This is a genomic window from Cyanobacterium aponinum PCC 10605 (assembly GCF_000317675.1).
Classification (GTDB): Bacteria; Cyanobacteriota; Cyanobacteriia; order Cyanobacteriales; family Cyanobacteriaceae; genus PCC-10605.
The window spans coordinates 841,131-864,844 of the sequence record NC_019776.1 but is presented as its reverse complement, the minus strand read 5'-3'; the positions used below and the strand labels follow the sequence as shown (position 1 = coordinate 864,844).

The following is a 23,714-nucleotide window of genomic DNA, read 5'->3' as shown; positions in this document are numbered from 1 at the left end:
ATTGTTCACCCCAACATTATTTATCTTTGCCTTTTGCTCTTTTCGCCATCACTCATAGATGAAAATTTATCCCGAACTCAGGTTATTTATTGCCTGTCACTCTCTAACGATTTAGAGGCATCCTCACTTAATAATTTGATTGACTTGATGATGAATGTCAATATTAACGACTAAGTTTACAGATTGAGGATTTTCGATTAAAGGTTTGATAAATATTTCTGGGTGTAATGCTTTCCAAAAGTAGAAAACAAATTCTTCTATCTCTTGATTATTCATGCCTGTTTTTCCTTGGGCTATCATTTTTTGTTCAGCTTCTTGGCGCCATTTCAAGCTATAGCGATAGTCTTCGGGATTTAATATCATCAGATAGTTTAATTTTTCCCAAAGGGGTAAATATTCTTTGAGTCTTCGATTACAATCAATGGCAAAGGTACGATCGCTTTTTGTTATGATGGGGGGCGGAGGATTTTTAAATACTTTTTCTTCAACGGGCTTTACTCCCACAAACCAGCCTTCAAAAATGATTATATCAGCTTGATTGACTATTTCTCCTGAGATGCGATCGCCTCTACCTTCATGGAGAGATTTATCAAAACGGGGAATATTAACGGGATACTGACGATTTTTTAATGCAGTTAAAACATCAAGACCCAATTTTATATCATGAGTACCGGGAGGGCCACGCCAAATTAAACGAGAATCTAATTTTAATAACTCCTTTCTATCCTGATAAGTTTTATATAAATCATCAAGGGAAATGGCTACACTAGACAGATTCAAATATTGCCAAATTAAAGGAAGAATTTTTGTAATAGTAGTTTTTCCAGTTCCTTGACTCCCTAAAATACCGATAACAATAGGATGAGATTTTTGTCGGTATAAGTTCGCTAATTCAAGTGCTAGGGGCAACCAAAAAAACCAAATAGTTGTTAAATAATTCTCTGATTCAGTAAAATTTAACTGTTGTAAAATCTTTTTTAAAGAAGGATATATAAGAGGTAAAATACTAATTTTTTCTCTATATAAATCAGGCTCTTGATTATGGGTAAATGGATAATTTGAATGAGGAGTAAATGTTTTTAATATTTCTTGCTCAGAGGAAGATAATGATTGTCTTTCAATGATTTTTAGGATTATAGAATTAAGCTCTGATTTAGATAATATATTCATATTACCTCTGTTCGATTTAAAATTTTTGGGTTGTGATAAACAAGAGCTAATAGTTACAAGAAATTAAGATAAATGGCTCTATCACTTCTCGTCGTGTAAATTATTAGTTAGGGTAGGCAAGAGGCAAGAGGCAATAGGCAATAGGGGATTATTAAATAATAATTTATAAACTTTTAATTTTTATTTTACTATAAACACTATTCAATAAAGGTTATGGAAGTCCCGTTTTTCTTAATTTATCATAACCACTGTAAAAGAACCATAATAATTTATAAACTATTAGTTTTTCTCTTACTATAAATATTATTTAATAAAGGTTATAAAAGTCCTGTTTCTCTTAATTTATCATAACCACACTCTGAAGAACCAGATAAATTAAGCCAAATTAGTCTTAAAGAACCAATTATTAACAAGTAGGGTTTTTTCAAAGTCAGGGCAAAATTATCTTGCCCTCACCCCTAACCCCTCTCCCACAGTAGAGGGGAGCGTTTTTTCTTAATAATTGATTAATACTTAAAAACTCCTGTATCTGTTACTATTTGTTAGTTTCAAAAATTGACATTTTTGAGAATGAAAAAACTTTGATTAACAAGGGGTTTAAACCCCTCGCCAATTCCTCATTACTAATATGATTATCTATCTAAAAAATTAAATTACTTGCTCTACTTCGGCAATTTCAGGGATATATTCTCTTAAACGGCGCTCAATACCCATTCTAAGGGTCATAGTAGAACTAGGACAAGAACCACAAGCTCCCTGTAATCTTAATTTTACAGTAGGTCCATCAATTTCGACTAATTCCACATTTCCACCGTCTGCCATGAGATAAGGGCGTAATTCATCTAATACTTGTTCCACATTTTCAGGTGTTAATGCTAAAGACATAATCGCTATTTCTTTTTCTTAATAACTTTTCCCACTATGATAACTAAAACCAAGACCATTAAGTTGGGAAAATAGACTATTTCCCTAAAGAAAAACTTTGTTGATGTATCGCTGAGACCCGAATCTTACGCCCACCGTAAGCATCCCGTATTGCTGCTACCTTCCGGTCCTGACAAGGTTTGAGCGTCACAGTTGCATAAGTCCGAGTCAATAATCATTATAACTTAATCTCCTCTACAAACACAAGGTTGATTCTATGTTTTTGATGATGCGTTGTGCTAATGTTCTTTCTGTAAGGGTCTTTGGAATAATATCATTAACTCCGCTATTGAATGCTTTTTCTAGGATTATTGGCTCTGTATGCTTGGTATAGTAAATGATTGGGAGTTGATACCATTGGGCGTGAGTACGTAACATTTTACAAATTTCAATACCATTAAGGTAGGGCATTTCAATTTCTAATATTAGTACATCAGGTGCGATCGCACATAACACATCCCAGAATTGACGGGTATCATGGAGAGTTGTGATATTAAAACCCCAAGGCTGTAAATAGATAGGCAAAAGACGTAGTAATTCTTCATCTTCATCGATAATCATGATTTTTCGTCCTTGAGCACGCCTTTTTAGTGCTATTTGACAAAATTTAATGGCTTCTTGAGGAGTTAAGGGTTTTTTTAGATAAAATGTGCCTCCTTTTTCTGCGATTAATAGTCTTTCTTGGGCGGATGTGCGATGGGAAAAGTTACGTTCGTAGCGATCTCCAATTATAATACTAGGAATAGGAGGAGTTTGCAGATTTAATTCTGTAATAAAGGCAAGATATTCTTCAATTAATTCTTGTTGCCATTGATTAAAAGCAATATTCATAATAACTACATCAGGAAATTGCTCTTTTTCTAAAGATTTAAACCATATTTTTACTGTTTCTAAATCTGTCATGGTAACAGTAATAATTCCTTTTTTTACTGCTTCTTGATTAAAAAGTTTTTTAAATTGAACATCTTCACTTATCACTAAAATTAAAGGACAATGATCAATTATTTGATTGCTTAAAGGATTTAATTGCTGATCTTCTTGAGGGTTAATTTGCCAAATTAAGTTATTTAAAATAGTCTCAAATTGTTTTATTTTATCTAATTTATTTTCTAAATTTTCTTTTAATAATTGCTCTAACTGAGAAGCTAAGTAAGAGGCTTCATTAAAACCAAATACTCCTAAATTACCTGCTAATTTATGACAGTTATCAATGGCTCTTTTGAGTTGATTTTTATTAATTTTTTGTTCTTTAATTTGGTTTAATGTAGTTTGTAAAATGTTTAATTGTTCTTGTCTTTTATCTTGATATTTTTCCCAAATATTATTTAATGCGGTTAATTGTTGTAAGTGTTTTTCTTTTTCAATTTCTGAGGGAAATACGAGGGTGTTTTGTTCTGTTTTTATTTCCGTTTTCATGGGTTGAGATTTCAAACAGTATCCCCTTCCTCTAAGAGTGTCGATAGGATTTTCTGATAATCCTGCTTGTTTTAATTTCTGTCTTAAATGACGAAGATGCGATCGCACTGTTGCTTCTGAGGGATACTCAATAGAAGACCATAAATTTTCGATAATAGCTTCAATATTAAATACCTCGTGGGGATGGCGTAAAAATAATTCTAATAATTGATATTCTTTTGTGGTAAGTTGGACAGTATTACCCTGATAACTAACTTGACAAATGCAGGGATCTAAATATAGGTTTCCCCAATTTAATAAGGGAGAAGATTGATCATAACTTTGGCTACGTCGAAATAAAGCTCTGATTCTCGCCATTAATTCTTCAATGTCAAAGGGCTTACACAGATAATCATCAGCACCCACATCAAGGGCGTAGCTTTTTTCCTGACTACTATGACGGGCAGTAAGAATCATAATCGGCATATTATAGCCATAATGACGAATGCGCTTACATAAACTAATACCGTCTAATTTAGGTAAACTCCAATCAAGAATAATCAGATCATAATTGTAAGTAGAAACATAAGTCCACCCCTGTTGTCCATCCATCACCGCATCAATAGTATAGTTTTGATTTTGGAGCGTTTTTTCTAAAATATCAATGAGAATTTCATCATCATCTACTAGCAAGATTCTCATAGAACAAATTTTCTAGTGGTAATTACGGATATATAGGTTATAATCTTCGTAAGACAATACATCGTCATACAGAATTTAGCCATGTCTTATTTTAAATTCCACGACTTATCAAAGAAAACCGAAAGACTGCAAAAAGAAATTTCTGACTCTAAAACTTTATGGGGGGAAAATGGGGAAGATGAAGAAAAACAATTGCGTCAGGTTAAGAAGAAATGGTTAAGGCAACAAAATCAAGAATTTCAAAAACTAAAGCATCAAGAGTCACAAAATCGCAGTATAAAGACATTAGTCTCAACTTTAATTAGTATAGCATTGATTGCGATCGCATTTCCTTTTATTCCGAAACTATGGCAAATAAGTGTTGAAACTGTTGCTGAGTTTTTACCCAAAGACAGTCAAACATCGGGCAAACCAAAAAAAGGGGGTTTCTTAGAGAAATTAAAAGCAATGCAGGATGAATATAAACAAAAAGAGAAAATTAAACAATTAGTAAAAGCCTGTGAAAAAGACCCTCAAAAAACCCCAGAAGAATGTCAAACCATTGCTGAAACTTCTATTAATAACGACGTAAAGCCTAATAATGTCAATGATTCTAATGATAGCAACGGCAAAGTAATCATTGAGGATCAACTTTTAGAGAGTTTAGATAATATTGATCAATATAATAAAGATTTGAAAAAAGCGATCGAAATGAGTGAATAGTGAATAGTTGATAATTACTCATTACTCGTTATTCATTACTCATTACTCCCCTAAACCTGACACCTGCAACCTGAAACCTGACACCTAACCTTGACTGAGGTTACTATAAACACTGTTCAATAAAGGTTATGAAAGTCCTGTTTCTCTTAATTTATCATAAGCAAACTCTGAAAAGCCTATTTAATAGAAATTTGTTGATAGTAAAAATTATATCTTTCTTCTAATGTTTGAAAGTTAAGATTTTTTGTCCAAAATTCAACTAAAGCATGACCAAAAGCCCACGCATCATCTTCAGGTAAACCTTTCATATCAATAATTAAAGTCCATAAAGATAGTAAATCAAATTGTTTATTTTGTTTGTTATTATCGTTTAGCAAATTGAATAATTCATAGGCTAGTTGTAATTTGCCAATCACTACTGGTAATTGTTCGATGGGTATTTTTTCTGCTAATAAGTAGGCTAGACGAGGAGAACCTGTGCTAAGAGTAGAAATAAATTGCAATACAGGACTTTTTAGTAAAGCTGTTAATCCTTGACTGGTTGCCATTTGAAAGGTATATTTGTCGATTATTTTGGCGGCGGTAATACTTTTTACTTCTAGGTTACGGAAAAATCTTGCTAATCTGACTTGTTTTGCAGGTGCGATCGCATCTAAAATAGTTAAAGCTAAAATATCATCATTCCAAGCTAGTCGTTGATTTTCTCCATAATTAGCAGTTACTAGAGGAATAATTTTTTCGGTGAATTGTCCAATAGTTTCTTGACGATATTGCCATGCTTCCCGAATAGAAATTTCTTTAGTTTTATCTCCCGTTTGCCAATTATAAGGGGGTTGCCATTCTCGCACTGGACGGAGGCGATCGACTTGAGTCATTATGGAAATAATTGGGATTTGCTGTAAATCTTGGGGCAAATTAACTAAAAAATCTCGATCCATTTCTAAGGAAGGGTCAAGGGCGGGATTTAAAAGTAAAATAATGTCGGCACTATGGGCATAGTCTAACACCTGTTGACGATATTCAGGGCGATTTACTTGCTCATAACCGGGGGTATCAAAGAGATTGAGTCTATCTCCGTTAGCCTGCCACTGATAGGCTTTTATTTCTGTGGTGCTAGGCAAAATATCCACTTCTGCGGTGTGGGCATTAAATAAGGTATTTATTAAACTACTTTTTCCTGCTCCTGTTCTACCCACTAATAAAATATTAACAGGTCTGCTCTCAACGGTTTCAGGTTGTTGTGCCTGAGATAAAATTGCTTGTAAAGTTTTCGTTTTAGCGGGAGGCAAAACATCCGTACCATTGGATGAATTAGTAAAAGGCAAATTATCGCCTCTATATAACAAGGCAGATTGACGAGCTAGATTTTTGAGAGCAACTTCTCTGACTGCCTGATTCAGATTAACTAATAACTCTTGGTTTGCTTGATTACTGAGAGGCTCACTTGCCAATTTTGTTGCCGCCGTTATGGGGTTAATTAACCATTGTGCCCAATTCCACAACTGTAATATTTTTCGAGCCGAAGGTTCTAAACGTCTATATATTTGATAGGCTTGATACCCTTGAGCAACAGTAATTTTGTTCAATGCAGGAGATAGCTGACTCATCCATTTATCCACATCATCAACGGTATTGCGAATTAATCCGTAGGCTTGGGGGATATAAATATTTAAAAGAGGATATTCTACCTCTGGATGGTAAATTTGTGCGATCGCTTCTACCAATTCTTGACATCTTTGGAAAAATAAAGAAGGATCAACCCAAATTGGCTCATCATTTCTCGTTTTTTTGATAATTTCTTGGGATACCTCTTCCAATCGTGCAATAACTTCTTGATTATCAGGAGGGAAAAATTTAGCTGAAGAAGTCTTGTTTAATTCCTCCTGTGCCTGTAAAATAACGTTATCTAAATCAGAATGGGATACTCTTGTCCATTTTCCCAACAACCAACGCCACAAAACAAAAATTAAGATAAATACTCCCCATATCCAATTAATGCCCCATTGGTGAATTTGTAGCCCCGTGGCAAGGAAAAAAAAGCTGATAATCACAATGACGGGAAAAGCAAGGATGAATATTTGCCAAGATTTTAATTGAAACATTGTTACAAAATAGTGAATAGATTTCAAAAGAGCAATGGGCAAAGGTAAATAGTTAAGAATTAAGAATTAAGAATTAAGAATTAAAAATTAAAAACTCATTTCTCCCTAGCACCTGCCACCTGAAACCTGAAACCTGAAACCTAACCTTATTCGACATTCTTAAACACAACTGAGGCTAACTTATTACTTATTTCTATAATTCTGAGGGCAATTCTAAAGAAAATTGGGCGTAAATAAGTGCTTGATAATATTTTAAAGCTATCATGATTAAAGCAAGTCTTGCTAAGGAAATATCTTTATTATTTTTTAATACTTTTCCCCAAATTCGGCAATGTTTCTCTACATCTAAAATTTTTTGAGTTAAGTTTTCTAAAGATGTTAAATAATTTATTTTATTAGCTTCTATTTTATCAATAATAATCACTAATTCTCTAATTAATTTAGATTCATAACCTTTATAAAAATTAAGAGAATTAAAATTTATATCTTTTGTTTTTTGCCAATACCAATCATTTATTTTAAAGTCTAAATTATTGAGTTGAATTAAATTTTGCTTATGGGCTGATGTTAAAATTGAACAGCAACGAGCATGGGTATAATAGTAAATAAATTTAGCTTTTTTCTCTGTTTTATTAGAGTTATTTTTTTGCTTTATTATGTTGATTTTTGTTACTCTACTCAAATTATTTAACCATTGATTTAAGATGCCTCCTGTGCCGCAGATCCCTTCGGGATCGCACACAGCTATTTCTAACCAATGGGAAGAATTAATTTTTACTTTAAAATCTCCATAACTATAATTCTCTTCAAACAAAGTCAATAATTTTTGAGTCAATAAATTTTTTAATTGTGGAGAATTGATTTTCAACTGTTCAAAAATAGGAGTTTTATATACAAAACTATCAGTATCTGTGCTTAATTGAAGAGATAAATTAGACAACGATAATTGAGAATGAGGATTATTAATATCAATGGCTTTAATTAAATCGATTAAAAAACTTTTTACCACATAATTAAGAGAATATTGTTCTAACTGCATTGACTAATAAATGATTCATTGGAGGTTGATGAAAAAGTGATGTCGCTAAGGATAGGCAAAATAGTGAATAGTGAATAGATTTCAGTTAAAAATTGAGAGTTAAGAATTAGTTTTCCCTTCTCCTCCTCTCCCCCTCTCCCCCTCTCTCCTCATCCTCTTTTCTCTATACTCATTACCATATAAAATACAAAAACTACCCTAGAATTTAATCCAGAGCAGTTTTTAGATGTATTCTTATTGAGTAAAAAATTACCCTAAATTGATTAATTTGGAAAATTAACTAACTAATTAATTTTAATTAAAATTAGATTATAAAGAAGAACCTAGCCCTGCATAAGCACCATAAAAGAAAAGTGCTACCACAGCTAAAACACCCATACCAGCAACTGTACCCACAATCCATAAGGGAATTCTTGCATCTCCCATGACTAAACCTCCTAAATTTTGATTAATTTTTAGTTGAAGAAATAACTAGAGAATAACACGCCAAGTACGGCAATAAGTAAAAGCCCTAAATAAAGGGATGTACGGTTTAATTCGACTGGCTGTTTGTTTGGATTTTGATTTCTGTCCATGAATAAACTCCTATCGTTGAATAAATTGCATTGCAGTAATTGCACCGATAAAGAAGACGCTAGGTACAGCCAAAGTATGTACGGCTAACCATCTTACGGTGAAAATAGGATAAGATACAGGTTGATTAGGATTATTACTTGTCATTTTATTTACCTTTTTAATGAATCTTCACTAACTATTTATTAAATTGTTCGATTTGATTTTTCGCTTCATAGCGATCATTAATAATGGGTAACTCTTGACGGGTTTGGGTAAAATACTCATCAGGGCGAGGAGTACCAAAAACGTCATAAGCTAAACCAGTACTTACAAATAACCAACCAGCAATAAACAGCATAGGAATAGTGATGCTATGGATAACCCAATAGCGTACACTGGTTACTATATCGGAAAACGGACGCTCACCAGTAGTTCCAGCCATAGTTAAAGTTTGCCTCCTAAATTTTGATTGTTAACTAATTTACAACATTGAGAGCTTAAGTAGCACTTGATTGACTAACATCAGCACTCTGAGTATTATATTTTAACAGAACACCACGCTCTCCTAAAATAAAACCTTTATTATCGCCCACAAAAACAATTTTGTAGAGGTTTGATGGTACTGACTCTATTTCTCTGTCTTTGAACCAAGATTGTCCATTATCTTTACTCAATAAAAGATTTCCACTACCTCCTGCTAACCAAATTTGTTCTTGGTTTTGTACAGTTAAATCTAAAAAGCCCCAACTGGTAGCATATTCAGGAGTAATCGCTTCTTCCCATTCTTCAAAATTATTAGGTTTACTGAATTGTATTTGTCCTCCTCTTGCAATCAACCAGAGGCGATCGCCTCCATCAAGAAAACCCATATTTTGTAAGCGTCGAGAAGATGTACGTTGATGGGGAGTCCATTCTGTATCTCCCGGTTGCCATGTAGAATAGAAATTACCTCTAGCACTAACCGCAACATATTTTCCATCTGCAGAGCGAGTAATACTACGGGCAACCCCTACAGCACCCTCTACTAAGGCTTTCCAAGTCTTACCACCATCGGTAGTTTTATAGATAGCACCTAAATTTGTTACCATCTCTGCAGTTTGGTCATCAAGAGCGGTAATATCATAGGGAGAGCCGGGTAATTTTTCACTCAAGGGTATTCTTTCCCAAGTTTCTCCTCCATTGTTTGTATGGAGAAGTACAGAGGGCATTCCTGTAATCCAACCTTCATTGTCATAAAAACTAACACCGGTAAAATTAACTTTTTCTTCCCCTAAATCGATGATTTTTTGTTGCCAATTATCACCGCCATCTTTTGTTTCAAACAAAGTTGCTCTTGTACCCACTAACCAACCATGATTGGAGTCGTTAGTAAAGTCTATATCTGCAAAAGTTGATTCTGCATCTAAAGAGATTAATTGCCAAGGGTTATAACTAAGAGAAGGCAAAAAAGCACAACTTACACATAAAAAGCCAATTAGTATAGATACTAAAAATGGTTTTAATTTATTTAAAAATAATTTCATTTGTATTCCCAACAATAAAAATTAATGGACTAATCAGAAAGAGTTCGGGGTTAGGAGTTAGGAGTTATTTAACTACTTCTTATCTTCTCCATTTTTTGCATCGAACTCAGGTAAATCTAGTTCAATCCATATAAGCTAAGGAAAAATAAAACTCCCAAAGCTAAAGCACTAAAAATAAGTAAATTTTTCTGCCCGGGGGTTAAGCGATTAACACCAAAGCCATAATCTAGGTTTTCTGCAAATCCTGAAGGGGCATCAATTGCACCTACATTTACAAACACAGTTCTACTTGCACCACACACAGGACATCGCCAGTTACTAGGTAAGTCCGTGAATAGAGTTCCCGGGGGGATATTGGTTTTACTATCACCTTTAGAAGGTACATAGGTATATCCACAAGAACGACACTCGTAGCTCGGTGGTGCTTGTTCGGCTAGGGTTTTTTCTTTACCTGCTTCACTCATGATTTAATTTGTCAAAGCAAATCTTAAAAGTTCTTTAAGAATTATTACATAAAAACCCTCACTCCGCAGATTATTTTTAGAAAAGGGCAAGGGGCAAAAGGCAAAGGTAAATAATTAAGAATTAAGAATTAAAAACTCCAAACACTCATTACTTGTTTCCCCCTCTCACTCTGTCCCCCTAACATCCTACCTGATACCTGCAACCTGAAACCTGAAACCTCTTTCGTAACCCCGAACTCTCAACTCAGGTTAGTTGTTAATGGTGAGACAAGCCTTGATGAATCCTAAAAATAAAGGATGAGGTTGACTAGGGCGAGATTTGAACTCTGGATGGAATTGAGAAGCGATGAAAAAAGGATGATTTGGTAATTCAATAATTTCCACTAATCTACCATCAGGAGATGTTCCACTTATTTTGTAACCAGTTTCTAAGAATTGATTACGGTAAGCATTATTAAATTCATAGCGGTGACGATGACGCTCGTAAATGACTTCGTCTTGATAAAGGGTATAAGCAAGGGTTTCTGGTACTAAACGACAGGGATAAACTCCTAAACGCATTGTACCCCCTAAGTCCACAACGTCTTCTTGCTCAGGCAATAAATTAATTACTGCATCGGGGGTATTTTCATCAAATTCGGCACTGTTGGCTTTTTCTAAATGAGCGACATTCCTTGCCCACTCGATAACGCTACATTGCATCCCTAAACATAAGCCGAGGAAAGGAATTTTATTTTCTCTGGCGTATTGAATGGCTTTGACTTTCCCATCAACTCCTCGATTACCGAATCCCCCCGGCACTAAAATACCATCGGCATTACTCAGATATTTTTCTGCTCCTTCTGCTTCGATATTCTCAGCATCTACCCAAGTTAATTCCACTTCTGTTTCTGAGTCAATCCCCGCATGAGTTAAGGCTTCTACCACTGATAAATAAGCATCACTCAATTGTATATATTTACCAACAATGGCAATTTGCAACTTATGAAGAGGCGATCGCATCTTTTCCACTAAAACTTCCCATTTACCTAAATCTGGGGTGCGATTAGATAGATTTAATAACTTTAATACCTCTTCTGCTAACCCTTCTTTCTCTAAAATCAATGGAACTTCATAGATACTACTGGCATCTGAAGAAGTAATCACCGCTTTACTAGGCACATCACAAAATTCTGCAATTTTATCTTTAATATGATTAGGAATAGTGCGATGACAACGGCAAACTAAAACATCAGGTTGAATGCCCAATGAGCGTAATTCTTTCACCGAATGCTGAGTAGGTTTTGTTTTTAACTCTCCTGCGGCGGGAATCCACGGGATTAAAGTAACGTGCATATAAATCACATTATCCCTACCTACATCCTTGCGAAATTGACGAATTGCTTCAAGGAAGGGCAAAGATTCTATGTCACCGACAGTGCCACCAATTTCGGTAATTACTACATCAGGGCTATTATTTTTTGCCACACGATGGATTCTTTCTTTAATTTCGTTGGTGATATGAGGTATAACTTGTACTGTTGCCCCCTGATATATTCCTCTTCTTTCTTTATTAATTACAGCCTGATAAATTGAGCCTGTGGTAACACTATTAAATCTTGAACTAGAAGTATCAGTAAAACGCTCATAATGTCCTAAATCTAAATCGGTTTCTGCACCATCATCAGTCACAAAAACCTCACCATGTTGATAAGGACTCATTGTACCCGGATCGACGTTAATATAAGGATCTAATTTAACAATAGACACAGAATAATCACGAGATTTCAATAAGCGCCCCAAGCTAGCGGCAACAATACCTTTACCGATACTAGAGACAACCCCTCCTGTGATAAAGACAAACTTAGTCATAAATTTTAGTTATTCATAAAGCATAATCATAGATTTGACACTCACACCATCAAATCAAAGATTGTGATGGGTGATTCTTGCTTCTTTCAGATCGCCTCTTAACTAGACAAAGATTACTCTATGCCCCCGTCAGACCGACTCCACAAGCATTTTAAACACAGTTTCTTATCTGTGCTACCGTATGCCCTACGGCTAGTATCTAGGGATCATTTTCTCTCAGACCCTTCCTATCGTCAGGGCTAAAGGTTTTACGTTAACTGAGTTTTTCGAGTTAACAACCTTATACTTTGACTATTTAGTTATCTAGGTACTGTAATTTTTGTCACATTTACGTCTACATTACTGGTTACGTTATCATTAATTTTATCGCTATTCGTAGATACTGTCAATGACTAGAGAATATTCTTTGAGAGTAAGGTTAACCAATGATGAAAAATTAAGACTGGCTTATTATGCAAAGTGCAAAAATGTAAATATGTCTGAGATTATCCAAGATTACTGTAAATGATTACCAAAACCCACTGATACTAAGGACTAAAGGTTTTATTAGTTGGTCAAAATTCATCTCCCAGTTCCTTCCTTTCGTCAGGACTAAAGGATTTGTAGTGTATTTCTTTCTTGTCAAATGCAACGGGAGTCCTCTTTTGACATTTAAGATAGATAGTTTATCAACGAAGGGGATTGGGGGGAAATAAGTAACCTCAGTTCGGTTTAAAAATATTCAGATAAGGTTAAGTGTCAGGTTTAGGGGAGTAATGAGTAACGAGTAATTATCAACTATTCACTATTCACTATTCACTAATTGCCCTTTTTTTATCAATAGCGATAATCACAACTATCTTTTAGGCTATATAAAACTCTCTCCTTTTCTGCAATCATCATTTGGGCAAAAGAAGGATAACGATTTGCACCGGGTAACTCATTGCCGAAAAACCATGCTTCCCATTCTCCATCATTAGTAACTACTTGGGGATTTAATAAATATATTGCTGAGTCAATCAATGGACTTAAAGCCAAAGCACTACATAAATATTCTGTTCTCAAATCAATGCAATCTTGCTCCTTTCCGTAAACAAAATACTTCTCATCAGATACATAATTATCTCTGCCATTATGCCAAGTTTCTACTAACTCAGGTTCTTGTTTTATTAACCAGTCAACTTCTTCTGTTGACCATAATATACCGTCTTCCGCATCCATTGCCAATTGTATCCAACCATTGCTAGTTCTCAAAAAATCCTTATATGAGGGAGGTAGTTTTTTTCTTAAGCGATTTTCTAAGTTTTCAATTTGTGATGGTGTTGCTGGAGGTTTGAGTAGGGTTTTTGTGGTTAAAAACTCCAATTCAGATTCAGTTAAATCAGAAATATTATTTTCCTTTAGGGGTAAAAGTATTTCCAATGTCTCTTGAGACCATTTTTCCAGAAAATCTAACCAATTCATAGGCAAATCAGTTTTTTTGATTCATCATAGCAATTAATATTAATCATGAATAAATTGCAAACTAATTTTAATAATTGCTCATAAATATGACCATGAACAAAAATGTAACTCCAGATTATTTTTCTCTTAATTCCTTGGGAGAAATGTGGGATTTATTACCTAGCTATTGCGGTGATATAATTGCTTTATCCGATCCTCATAGTGAGCCAGAAGTGAGATTAACTTATGAAGATGTGGCAAAAACTATTAAACAATTTGCTTCAGCTTTACAGTCTTTAGATATTAAATCTGGTGAAAAAATTGCTCTTTTTGCTGATAATAGTCCCCGTTGGTTAATTGCTGATCAAGGTATTATTATTAATGGTTGTGCTGATGCAGTGCGATCGCCTCTTGCAGATCGTGAGGAGTTACTATATATCTTAGAACATAGTGACAGTTCGGTGTTAGTTATTCAAGATGTGGCTAGTCTTGAGAAGTTAAGACCTGAATTAGATGATTTTTCTTTAAAATTTGTAGTTTTACTCTCTGATGAGGAAGTTAATCGGGATTATCCCCATACTACCTATAATTTCTCTCAATTTCTCCAATTAGGAGCTCAACGCCCTTTTATTTTTGTGCCTGTTGAAAAGGATACTTTAGCTACTTTAATCTATACTTCTGGCACGACAGGAAAACCAAAAGGAGTAATGTTATCCCATCGTAATTTATTACACCAAGTTTGTCATCTCGATGTTATCTTACAACCAAAAAAAGGCGATCGCATCTTAAGTATTTTACCTAGTTGGCATTCCTACGAAAGGGCGGCAGAGTATTTCTTACTCTCAAGGGGAACAACCCTAATTTATACCAATATTCGCTACTTTAAGCAAGATTTGAAGAAAATTAAACCTCATCACATGATAGGAGTGCCTCGTCTTTGGGAATCTATTTATGAAGGTGTACAAAAACAATTCCGTGACGGCAGTAAAACTCAGCAAAAATTAGTTAACTTCTTCCTTGCCACTTCCGAAAAATATATCAAAGCCAAACGCATAAAAAATGGTTTAGACTTAGAACATTTGAATCCTAGTAGTGGGCAAAAACTGACAGCAAAAATCACCTCAACTCTACTCTTACCCGTTCATAAACTGGGAGACAAATTAATCTATACTAAAGTCAGAGAAGGTGTAGGCGGTTGCATACAAACATGGGTAAGCGGTGGTGGTTCATTAGCGAAACACATTGATAACTTTTTCCAAATAGTGGGCATTCCCTTAATTGTTGGCTATGGCTTAACGGAAACTTCCCCTGTTACTAACGCCCGTCGCATCTCCCGTAATATTGTGGGTGCATCTGGGCAACCTATCCCTGAAACGGAAATAAAAATCGTCAATCCCGAAACCCGTGAAACTTTACCTCAAGGTGAAAAGGGCTTAGTTTTTATTCGAGGCACTCAGGTTATGCAGGGATATTATAAAAATCCTGAAGCTACGACAAAAGCCATTGATGAGGAGGGATGGTTTGACAGTGGTGATTTAGGTTGGGTAACACCTGATAATGACTTGGTAATTACAGGCAGAGCGAAGGATACTATCGTCTTGAGTAATGGGGAAAATATTGAACCTCAACCCCTTGAGGATGCTTGTGTGCGTAGCCCTTATATTGATCAAATTATGGTTGTGGGACAAGATCAAAAATATTTAGGGGCGTTGATTGTGCCTAATTTAGAAGCGTTACAAAAATGGGGAGAAGAGCAAAATCGTATTCTTAATTTACCTTCTGTGGGGGCAAATCGAGCAGAAATTGAAAAAAGTGATCTTTACAGTAGTGGGGTTTTAAGCCTTTATAAGCAGGAATTAGCCCGTGAGGTCAAAAACAGACCCGGATACCGAATTGATGACCGTATTAGTGTTTTTGAGTTGATTTTAGAGCCTTTTTCCATAGATAATGGTATGATGACTCAAACTCTAAAAATTAAACGTCCTGTAATAACTAACCATTATCAGGATATGATTAATTCGATGTTTACAAAATAGTTTTTAGGGAATTTTTTAGCTACAATGGACTTACAAAAATTAGTTTTAAAGCGTCCTGTCAATGTTAAGGTAATTGTTACCCCTGCTTGGCAAGATGAGGCACAAAAACAATTACAAGCTCAAATTAACCAAATTGATCAACAAATGCTACAGTTAGATCAACAGGGTCAAAGTGCGATCGCAGAAATTAGAAAACAAGGTAGCCTACAGGCAAACCAGCAGATAGAAAATATCCAAAGCCAAGTTAACCAAAAGAAAAACGAATTACTACAGCAAAAAAACCAATTCTTACAACAAATGCAACAAGTGCAGTTACTAGAGTTAGGACAAGAAGTAGTACAAGCTCAAATGGAAAGTTTCTTTGAAGTACAAGTTGGAGATAATCTTCTACAAAAACTAAATATAGAAGTTGTGCTTCGGGATGGGGTTATTGAGGAAATTAGAGGGAATATTTAAGTAATCTCAGTTCGGTTTAAAAATATCGAATAAAGATAGGTGTCAGGTTTCAGGTTTCAGGTTTCAGGTGTCAGGTGTTTTTATTATTTGACTGCTTCACCAATAGACCTCTCCATAAATTATTTTTCGTTGGCTCGTAGTAAGGGCTTCAGCCCTTAAAATGTCTATTATTGGAGATGTCTAATAATTAAAAGTTGATATAGAATAGCTGATTGGACTTGATCACTTTTGAGAAATGCTTGTTTGTCTAAACCACTTTTATATCTGATGATTTTGCGACAGGCGTTAATTATATCTATTAAAGAATATTAAAGAAGCCTTATGCTTATTCTTTGACATAAATGACTTTGTTAGTTTTTAAAATCTCTTGTTTCCGTAACCAATTTTCGCTATTTTCGATAGATTTTCGATTAACTAAATCAACTTTTCTGTTTAAAATTAGGGCTAATTCTTCTTTCATTTTTACACGATCAAATAAGCTCCAATAAGAATTTTCAGAAAATTTAACTAAACAATCAATGTCACTATCTGAACTAAAATCATCTCTTAAAATAGAACCAAAAACAGCAAATTCTATAATCTCCCATTTATGACAAAATTCAGCAATTTTTTTCAGAGGAACATTAAAATTTCTGTTTAAGGTTGTAGTCATTTTCCTTAACTTAATTAAAAAATTAAAATACTTATATCGACTCCATTTTAATAGATTTTATGCCCAATTGAAAAATGTCATTTTTAAACAAGCTACGACAAAACTATGCCATCTAAACCAGAATTATCTCTATTAATTCCTTGCTATAACGAGGAGGAGAATTTACCTGTCTTATTTTCTCGCTTAGAATCTGTTTTACAAACCCTTAATCTCAATTACGAAATAGTTTGTATTAATGACGGTAGTAAAGATAACACCTTAAAATGTTTGGTTGAATTTCATCAACGGGATAAAAGAATTAAAATTATTAATCTTTCCCGTAATTTTGGCAAAGAAATAGCGATGAGTGCGGGATTAGACTATACTAAAGGCAAAACTGTAATTCCCATTGATGCTGATTTACAAGACCCTCCAGAATTAATTATTGATTTATTAGCAAAATGGCGAGAAGGCTATGATGTTGTTTATGCTGTTAGAAAAACTCGTCAAGGGGAATCATGGATAAAAAGGAAAACGGCGGAGTATTTTTATAGTTTGATTGCTAAAATTAGCACCATCCCCATTCCTGCGAATACGGGAGACTATCGTTTATTAGATGAAAAGGTGGTTAAAGCCTTGAGGAAAATTCCCGAAAGAAATCGTTTTATGAAAGGGTTATTTTCTTGGGTGGGTTACAAGCAAACAGCAATTTATTTCGATCGCTTCCCTCGTTATGGAGGAAAAACGAGCTTTAACTATTGGAAATTGTGGAATTTTGCGTTAGATGGGATTACTTCTTTTAGTTCAATTCCCTTGAAAATATGGAGTTATTTTGGCTTATTTATATCTTTTATTTCTCTTTTATACGGTCTTTTTTTAGTATTAAAAACAATTATTTCAGGGGTTGATTTACCCGGTTATGCTTCCACCATTGTGGCAATTTTGTTTTTAGGGGGTATTCAATTAATTACTCTGGGAGTGATAGGAGAATATATTGCTCGTATATATGAAGAAGTGAAACAAAGACCTTTATATTTAATTAGAGAAACCTACGGTATTGAAGATGATTTGAGTTCGGGGTTCGGGGTTCGGAGTTCGGAGTTAAAATGAGATAAGTGCTATTTTCCCATAAAATAGTTTAAAACAATTGAATTTATATTTTTAACTTAATCTGTATTTTTAAATGACTGACTCTAACACCGAATTAATTAATCAGGAAAAATCTGATAAATCAGAAATTACCATCCTTAAGACGCTTCCCGATTTAATTTTGCCTCCTCCTAGTGGCATGATGAGAGTACAACAACAGCTAGATTTATTATTATTAGCTTTGGAGGCTCTACAGTTAGGTGGTTCAGAGTATATGTTAGCAATAGGTAAAGAGTTAGAATTAAATCCTATCATCAAAAATCGTCTCAGTTTGTGGCGTTTGCGTTGCAGTAATCCTTGGCGTAAGTGCTACACAAGGGAATCATTAAGTCTAGCACAGGTTAAGGCTTTAACCCTTATTACCGTTAAATGTGCCAAAAAATTTGTACTTCCTATTCGTCAATTATTAGTAGCGGCACAACAAATGGAAGATAAAGGAATGCCCTTAGAAAATAATTTTCGTCTTTCTGAATATTTTAGTAGATTTCGATCGCATTTTCTTCGTAGGATGAATCATCGTCGTGCCAAAGTTTCTATTTATGCCTCTTCCCCCGATGAATTGAATAAATTGGCGTTATCTTTACTAGAAGAATTGTTATTCTACACTGGTATTCGAGGAGAAGAAAGACTATGGGTGAAAATTTTTGATGGAGAGGTTTTAAATTAGTAATATCAGGAAAATGGGAGACTGAAACATTTATTTTGGGAATATCGTCTTTTAATAAGGATATTATATGTGTTTAAACAGTTAATTAATTTTATGAAATTTAGTTATTTAATCAAATCCCGTTTTTCATACCTATCTTTTTTTCTAATTTTTAGTAGTTTATTAACTCCTTTATCTATTATTTCTTTTCTGGAAAAGCCTGTTATTGCTAGAGAGGATTCTCTAAATTTTATCAGCAGGGGAGAAGGAGTTTTTACTTTAGAAGGAAGACAACAGACGAAAATTAGTTCGGTTTCTTTTAACACCACCAATAATCAGAATGGTCAAGTTAGTATTATTTTGAATAATAATCAAACTATTAATTTTGATGGTAGAGTATCTCGACAAAATGCTAATCAGTTAAGAATTCAAGTTACTAATTCGGGTATGGCTACTGCTAGTGGAGTACTTTTACTTGAACATAATGACAATGATATTGTCTTGCTAGAAGGAAAAGGTTATTTAGATTCTCAGGGATTTTCAATCATTTTTCGTAATAGAAACGCTAATTTACCTCCTGTCACTAAATATAGTCCTTTAAATTTAATTCAAAGAGGTCAAGGTTTACTTAATATTCAGGGAAGACAAAATCAACAACTAAATTTTGTTTCTGTGCAAGTTAATAGTCAAGGAAAAGCCGATATTTCTTTAGGATTACAAAATGGCGATCGCATCTCTTTTGGAGGACAAGAAAGTCACAGAGATAGCACGAATATAAAAATTAGATTAACCAATTCTAGTTCAGCTTCTGCCGATGGATTTATGAATATTCGCTATGGCGCTAATAATTCGATTATCAATCTAGTAGGAGATGGAGAAATTGATGGGCAACCTTTTCTCGTTAATTTTTATCAATAAGTCAGTTTACATTTAAGTGTTGAGGGATTGGGGTATTAGGGAGAAACTAATTAATTACCTTTGCCCTCCCCCCTTTATCACCCAGGGTTTCTTTTAAGGGGAGACATAGAGGGGTTTGCCCTTTACCTGTGGCTAATTATTAACTGCCTTTGTTATTATTCAATCTTTGATAAACGGTAACTAAACCATTTTCATCCCCCACATTACCCGGGAATAACACAACAGGTAAGCTAGGAAAAAGATGATGATTGTCTGGTGTAATAATTACAGAACATCCAGCTAAAATTTGCCCTAATAATCTTGCTTCTTTTAAGGCTAAACCATCACTTAAAACATCATTGGAAGTAATACCCCCTTTACTAATGAGGAAGCCAATGTCTTTTGGTAATCCCCTCACAATATCCATTAACACTGCGGATACTTGTTTCCCAAATTCCAAGCGAGTGTCAATATCAGGAAAACTTAATTCTTGGCGACTGGTGTAAACTACTGGAGTTTTATTTTCTTTAAGAATAGTCTCAACTTTATCTAAAGCAGATTTAATTAATGATTCTCTATTTTTCAAGTCATCTTTTAATAAATTGACATCAATTTCGACGCCAAAAATATCGGGTTGAGATAATAATTGTTTTAACTGTTGAGTTGTCTTTTTGACATGAGAACCAACTATAATTACACCATTATTGGTATTGGGCTTATACTCTGCCATAGCTTCTGCTTTCACTGGTTGCTCTCCCAATTGGGCAAGGGATGTTAAAATACTAGCGGCACTACGAAATAAAAATTTTTTCCCTTCTTGAGCTACTGTTAATATATCAGTGGAAAGTTGATCCAAATCTGATTGTTTTTCTCCATCCACCACTACACATTGATTATCTTTTAATTCCCTCAGACGGTTTTTTGTATCATTTCTAATATCATCTAGTAAAAATCTCTGTACTTGATGGGCTTTAATTTTACCTTTTGTTTTTTCTTCTACATAATCAGGTAAGTAACTATAACTGTAACCGAAAACAGAGTCTTGAGCAAATTCGGTTTCATGCACGGGGGTTGGTTTACCGTCAATCATTAAATAGTGAATAGAGTCACGGGTAATTCTTCCTCCTTCAAAAAATGCAGGAATCAAGAAGTGAGCGTCAAATTCTCCCAATTCTTGGGCAATTACGTCGGTTTCTAGAGGATAATGTCCTCTAAGAGTTGAATCTGATCTGCTTACAACTAAATACTCTTGTATTCCTTCCAGTGCGATCGCACTTTTGAGATTACGACAAACTTCTTGAGTAACTTGTTGGGCTGTTTCAGGAGTTAAAGCACGGGTATTAGTGAGAATGAAAAAAATAGGGCAAGAATCACGCAAACCATCTCTTAAAGTGTCAATATCCCACTTCATCAATAATAAACAACTATGAACCGTTTGAGAACCCGTAGGATCATCATCAAGAACAATTATTTTCGGTGCTTGAGTCATAATCAAATTTACTTAGTTACTCTTCTTAATTTATCAAATTGTTAACAAAATCCATTATTTTCTGAACCTTGACCTATGATAAAAACGTTATCCGCCTAATTGTAGAGGTAACTTCACTGTGAAATATAAAGTTTGTTATCGCCCTGCTTTTGCGGCAATTTTTGTCACTTTAGAACCTAGAGAACGTATTACTGCTGAAGCTGGTGCAATGGTAAGCATGGATGGAGATATTGTGATGAAAACTGAGTTTTCAGGAGGTTTGATACCTGCTTTGATACGCAAATTTTTGGGCGGTGAATCGATGTTTGTCAATGTTTTTTATAATCCCACCAATCGCCCTCTGAATTTAGTTTTAACTCAATCTATGATAGGTGACATTGAAGCAATCAAGCTAGAAAATAAATCTATCTGTTTTCAACCCGGTGCTTATATTGCCCATACTCCGGGGGCAAAAATGGGGGTGAAATGGGCAGGTTTTGCCAGTTGGTTTGCGGGGGAAGGCTTATTTAAACTTCATTTTTCAGGTAAAGGTAGAGTTTTATTTGGTTGTTATGGGGGTATTACTCGTCGGGAAATTAATGGGGATTTTATCGTTGATAATAATCATTTAGTTGCTTACGATGACGGAATTAAAATGAATATCACTTTATCGGGTAATCTTTTATCCTCTCTTACTTCAGGAGAAGGTTTTGTCAATAAACTGACGGGTAGGGGGGCTATTTATCTTCAGTCTCGCAGTGTTAGTGGTTTGGTGGGTTTTCTCTCTCCCAAGGTGCGATAATTAGCCTATTTCGATGCAAAAATATTGGATAAGGATAGGTTGCAGGTATCGGTTTTGACGGTTCAATTTTCTGAATATTAATTAATCGCTAAAAAAAGATCAACAAGAAAAAATCAATTTCCTTACTGTTTTTGTCAAAGTTTATTAATTTTAACTCGAAAACCCGAACTCAGGTGATAATTTATGGATATACAAATTCTACAACAACCAGAAAGTGCGATCGCAAAAATTACAATCGAGCAGAATGAAGAATTGATCGCCGAAGCAGGTACAATGATAGCCATGAGTGACTTTATCAATGTCAGCACCACATTAAGGCAGGGTAAAGGAGGAGGAATTATGGGAGGATTCAAAAGGATGTTAGCAGGAGAATCCTTATTTCTCAGTGTTTTTCGCTGTTACCAACCCCAAGGAGAAGTATTTTTAGCTCCCTCTCTCATGGGGGATATTATAACTTATGAAATGCAAGGACAAGAATTAATCGTTCAATCCGCTTCTTATTTAGCTTCTGCCTCCACCGTTGACATGGATTTAGGTTTTCAAGGCTTTAAATCTTTCTTTTCAGGAGAATCTATTTTTTGGCTAAGTATAACAGGTTATGGCCCAGTAATATTAAGCTCTTTTGGGGCTATATATGAAATTGATGTTGATGGAGAATATATTGTTGACACAGGGCATATTGTCGCCTTTGAAAGAAGTTTAGATTTTCGGATTGGAAAAGCAAATAGTAGTTGGTTAGGGGCATTACTGGGAGGGGAAGGCTTAATTTGTCGTTTCTTTGGGCAAGGAAAAGTATATTGTCAAACCCATAATCCGGGTAATTTTGGTAGATTAATTGGTTCAAGATTACCTGAAAGATAAGATTTTAAATAAAAAATTAAGAATTAAGACATACTCTAAAATCTGACACCGTTAAATTATTAATTATTAATTGCTAATTATGTTAAATAAATCAGAAATTAAATATAGAATAGAACACAATCCTGCCTATGGTTTTTTAGTTTTAGAACTTGAACCGAATCAAACTGCTATAGTCGAAGCAGGAGGAATGGCGGCGATGGATTCTTCCATAAAAATGGAATCGAAAATGAAGGGGGGATTTGGTCAAAGTTTTGGCAGAATGTTGGGAGGAGAATCTTTATTTTTAAATGAGTTTACCGCCCAAGCTAGTCAAGGAGAATTATATATTTCACCCGGAGTGCCAGGGGATATTCAATATTACCATTTAGATGGTAGTAAAGGACTTATGATTCAGTCTTCTGGTTTTGTTGCTTCTAGTAAAAATGTAGAAATTAACAGCAACTTTCAGGGTTTTAAAGGTTTTTTTAGTGGGGAGTCAATCTTTCTCTTAAAAGCCACAGGAAAAGGAGATATTTGGTTTAGTTCTTATGGTGCTATTGTAGAAATTAACGTGGAAAATAATTATGTAGTTGATACTGGTTACATTGTCGCTTTTGAAGATACCCTCAACTATAATGTAGAAATGATAGGCGGTTTATCCTTTCGCAATTTACGCACAGGGATTTTAGGAGGAGAGGGTTTAGTTTGTCGTTTCTCTGGTAGTGGCAAGTTATGGATTCAATCTAGGGGTTTATATCCTTTGCTTAATTTTTTGTATCCATTTCGCCCCGTCAAAAGTAGTGATTAGAAAATCCCGTCTTTAAGTTACACCTAATCGTTAAGAAAAAGCAATATTTTATTATTTTTTAATCATTTTCAGAAAAACCGTTGAATATAGATTTTGTAAGTATGTTTTATGTTTCATAATTCCTACATCTGT

General features: G+C 34.6%; 24 protein-coding genes and 1 other RNA gene. 9 read left to right on the top strand and 16 right to left on the bottom strand.

The genetic code is table 11. The annotated features are described in order from the left end of the window. Window positions 1-123: 123 nt before the first annotated feature. The 4 genes from CYAN10605_RS03505 to CYAN10605_RS03495 form a co-directional block, all read right to left on the bottom strand. A complete protein-coding gene (locus CYAN10605_RS03505; RefSeq protein ID WP_015218566.1) occupies window positions 124-1,170 on the bottom strand; it encodes a glycerate kinase in 1,047 nt (348 codons plus the stop codon). A gap of 648 nt (window positions 1,171-1,818) precedes the next feature. Next, the gene (locus tag CYAN10605_RS03500) at window positions 1,819-2,055 is read right to left on the bottom strand and encodes a NifU family protein (RefSeq protein WP_015218565.1); all 237 of its coding nucleotides are present in this window, start codon (window positions 2,053-2,055) and stop codon (window positions 1,819-1,821) included. Between the two features lie 112 nt (window positions 2,056-2,167). Further along, window positions 2,168-2,264: signal recognition particle sRNA small type (ffs, locus tag CYAN10605_RS17995), an RNA gene on the bottom strand. 25 nt (window positions 2,265-2,289) lie between these two features. Continuing rightward, a complete protein-coding gene (locus CYAN10605_RS03495) occupies window positions 2,290-4,191 on the bottom strand; it encodes a response regulator (RefSeq protein ID WP_015218564.1) in 1,902 nt (633 codons plus the stop codon). A gap of 81 nt (window positions 4,192-4,272) precedes the next feature. Between CYAN10605_RS03495 and CYAN10605_RS03490 the strand changes: the two genes are divergently transcribed. Further along, a complete protein-coding gene (locus tag CYAN10605_RS03490; RefSeq protein WP_015218563.1) occupies window positions 4,273-4,893 on the top strand; it encodes a hypothetical protein in 621 nt (206 codons plus the stop codon). A 176-nt stretch (window positions 4,894-5,069) separates the two neighbouring features. Here CYAN10605_RS03490 and CYAN10605_RS03485 read toward each other — a convergent pair whose 3' ends face one another. The 10 genes from CYAN10605_RS03485 to CYAN10605_RS03450 all read right to left on the bottom strand — a co-directional run bounded on the left by CYAN10605_RS03485 (window position 5,070) and on the right by CYAN10605_RS03450 (window position 13,870). Continuing rightward, the gene (locus CYAN10605_RS03485) at window positions 5,070-6,995 is read right to left on the bottom strand and encodes a GTPase (RefSeq protein WP_041922646.1); all 1,926 of its coding nucleotides are present in this window, start codon (window positions 6,993-6,995) and stop codon (window positions 5,070-5,072) included. Between the two features lie 193 nt (window positions 6,996-7,188). Next, on the bottom strand, window positions 7,189-8,034 hold the full coding sequence (locus CYAN10605_RS03480) for a hypothetical protein (protein WP_015218561.1): 846 nt from the start codon (window positions 8,032-8,034) through the stop codon (window positions 7,189-7,191). 309 nt (window positions 8,035-8,343) lie between these two features. Then, window positions 8,344-8,460 (bottom strand): photosystem II reaction center protein J, encoded by a 117-nt coding sequence (locus CYAN10605_RS03475; RefSeq protein WP_015218560.1) that lies wholly within the window; start codon window positions 8,458-8,460, stop codon window positions 8,344-8,346. A gap of 29 nt (window positions 8,461-8,489) precedes the next feature. After that, complete coding sequence (psbL, locus tag CYAN10605_RS18065) at window positions 8,490-8,609, bottom strand: photosystem II reaction center protein PsbL (RefSeq protein ID WP_015218559.1); 120 nt, start codon at window positions 8,607-8,609, stop codon at window positions 8,490-8,492. 10 nt (window positions 8,610-8,619) lie between these two features. Then, window positions 8,620-8,754, bottom strand: a complete 135-nt coding sequence (gene psbF, locus CYAN10605_RS18060) for a cytochrome b559 subunit beta (RefSeq protein WP_015218558.1) — start codon at window positions 8,752-8,754, stop codon at window positions 8,620-8,622. A gap of 31 nt (window positions 8,755-8,785) precedes the next feature. Next, complete coding sequence (gene psbE, locus CYAN10605_RS03470; protein ID WP_015218557.1) at window positions 8,786-9,031, bottom strand: cytochrome b559 subunit alpha; 246 nt, start codon at window positions 9,029-9,031, stop codon at window positions 8,786-8,788. Window positions 9,032-9,086: 55 nt separating this feature from the next. Beyond that, entirely contained in the window at window positions 9,087-10,112 is a 1,026-nt protein-coding gene (locus CYAN10605_RS03465) for a photosynthesis system II assembly factor Ycf48 (RefSeq protein WP_015218556.1), read from the bottom strand. Window positions 10,113-10,228: 116 nt separating this feature from the next. Beyond that, the gene (locus CYAN10605_RS03460) at window positions 10,229-10,576 is read right to left on the bottom strand and encodes a rubredoxin (RefSeq protein ID WP_015218555.1); all 348 of its coding nucleotides are present in this window, start codon (window positions 10,574-10,576) and stop codon (window positions 10,229-10,231) included. Window positions 10,577-10,825: 249 nt separating this feature from the next. Beyond that, entirely contained in the window at window positions 10,826-12,427 is a 1,602-nt protein-coding gene (gene pyrG, locus CYAN10605_RS03455; protein ID WP_015218554.1) for a CTP synthase, read from the bottom strand. An 816-nt stretch (window positions 12,428-13,243) separates the two neighbouring features. Beyond that, window positions 13,244-13,870 (bottom strand): SMI1/KNR4 family protein, encoded by a 627-nt coding sequence (locus tag CYAN10605_RS03450; protein ID WP_015218553.1) that lies wholly within the window; start codon window positions 13,868-13,870, stop codon window positions 13,244-13,246. An 86-nt stretch (window positions 13,871-13,956) separates the two neighbouring features. Between CYAN10605_RS03450 and CYAN10605_RS03445 the strand changes: the two genes are divergently transcribed. Both CYAN10605_RS03445 and CYAN10605_RS03440 read left to right on the top strand, forming a co-directional pair. Further along, window positions 13,957-15,885 (top strand): long-chain fatty acid--CoA ligase, encoded by a 1,929-nt coding sequence (locus CYAN10605_RS03445; protein WP_015218552.1) that lies wholly within the window; start codon window positions 13,957-13,959, stop codon window positions 15,883-15,885. 24 nt (window positions 15,886-15,909) lie between these two features. Continuing rightward, window positions 15,910-16,341 (top strand): YlqD family protein, encoded by a 432-nt coding sequence (locus tag CYAN10605_RS03440; protein ID WP_015218551.1) that lies wholly within the window; start codon window positions 15,910-15,912, stop codon window positions 16,339-16,341. A gap of 325 nt (window positions 16,342-16,666) precedes the next feature. Here the strand turns inward: CYAN10605_RS03440 and CYAN10605_RS03435 are convergent, their stop codons facing one another. After that, window positions 16,667-16,993 (bottom strand): nucleotidyltransferase family protein, encoded by a 327-nt coding sequence (locus CYAN10605_RS03435; RefSeq protein WP_015218550.1) that lies wholly within the window; start codon window positions 16,991-16,993, stop codon window positions 16,667-16,669. A gap of 105 nt (window positions 16,994-17,098) precedes the next feature. Here CYAN10605_RS03435 and CYAN10605_RS03430 point away from each other — a divergent pair, with 105 nt between their 5' ends. From CYAN10605_RS03430 to CYAN10605_RS03420, 3 genes are all read left to right on the top strand, one after another. After that, window positions 17,099-18,082 carry a glycosyltransferase family 2 protein gene (locus CYAN10605_RS03430; protein WP_015218549.1) on the top strand — a complete coding sequence of 328 codons (984 nt, stop codon included), beginning with the start codon at window positions 17,099-17,101 and terminating at the stop codon, window positions 18,080-18,082. Window positions 18,083-18,155: 73 nt separating this feature from the next. Then, entirely contained in the window at window positions 18,156-18,788 is a 633-nt protein-coding gene (locus tag CYAN10605_RS03425; protein WP_015218548.1) for a DUF3038 domain-containing protein, read from the top strand. A 93-nt stretch (window positions 18,789-18,881) separates the two neighbouring features. After that, on the top strand, window positions 18,882-19,685 hold the full coding sequence (locus CYAN10605_RS03420) for a hypothetical protein (protein WP_015218547.1): 804 nt from the start codon (window positions 18,882-18,884) through the stop codon (window positions 19,683-19,685). Between the two features lie 139 nt (window positions 19,686-19,824). Here CYAN10605_RS03420 and CYAN10605_RS03415 read toward each other — a convergent pair whose 3' ends face one another. Continuing rightward, entirely contained in the window at window positions 19,825-21,153 is a 1,329-nt protein-coding gene (locus tag CYAN10605_RS03415; protein WP_015218546.1) for a four-carbon acid sugar kinase family protein, read from the bottom strand. 118 nt (window positions 21,154-21,271) lie between these two features. Between CYAN10605_RS03415 and CYAN10605_RS03410 the strand changes: the two genes are divergently transcribed. The 3 genes from CYAN10605_RS03410 (at window position 21,272) to CYAN10605_RS03400 (ending at window position 23,582) form a co-directional block, all read left to right on the top strand. Then, on the top strand, window positions 21,272-21,934 hold the full coding sequence (locus CYAN10605_RS03410; protein WP_015218545.1) for a TIGR00266 family protein: 663 nt from the start codon (window positions 21,272-21,274) through the stop codon (window positions 21,932-21,934). A 183-nt stretch (window positions 21,935-22,117) separates the two neighbouring features. Then, window positions 22,118-22,795, top strand: coding sequence for a TIGR00266 family protein (locus CYAN10605_RS03405; RefSeq protein WP_015218544.1), 678 nt, complete (start codon window positions 22,118-22,120; stop codon window positions 22,793-22,795). Window positions 22,796-22,874: 79 nt separating this feature from the next. Next, window positions 22,875-23,582, top strand: a complete 708-nt coding sequence (locus CYAN10605_RS03400; RefSeq protein WP_015218543.1) for a TIGR00266 family protein — start codon at window positions 22,875-22,877, stop codon at window positions 23,580-23,582. The last annotated feature ends 132 nt before the right edge of the window (window positions 23,583-23,714 follow it).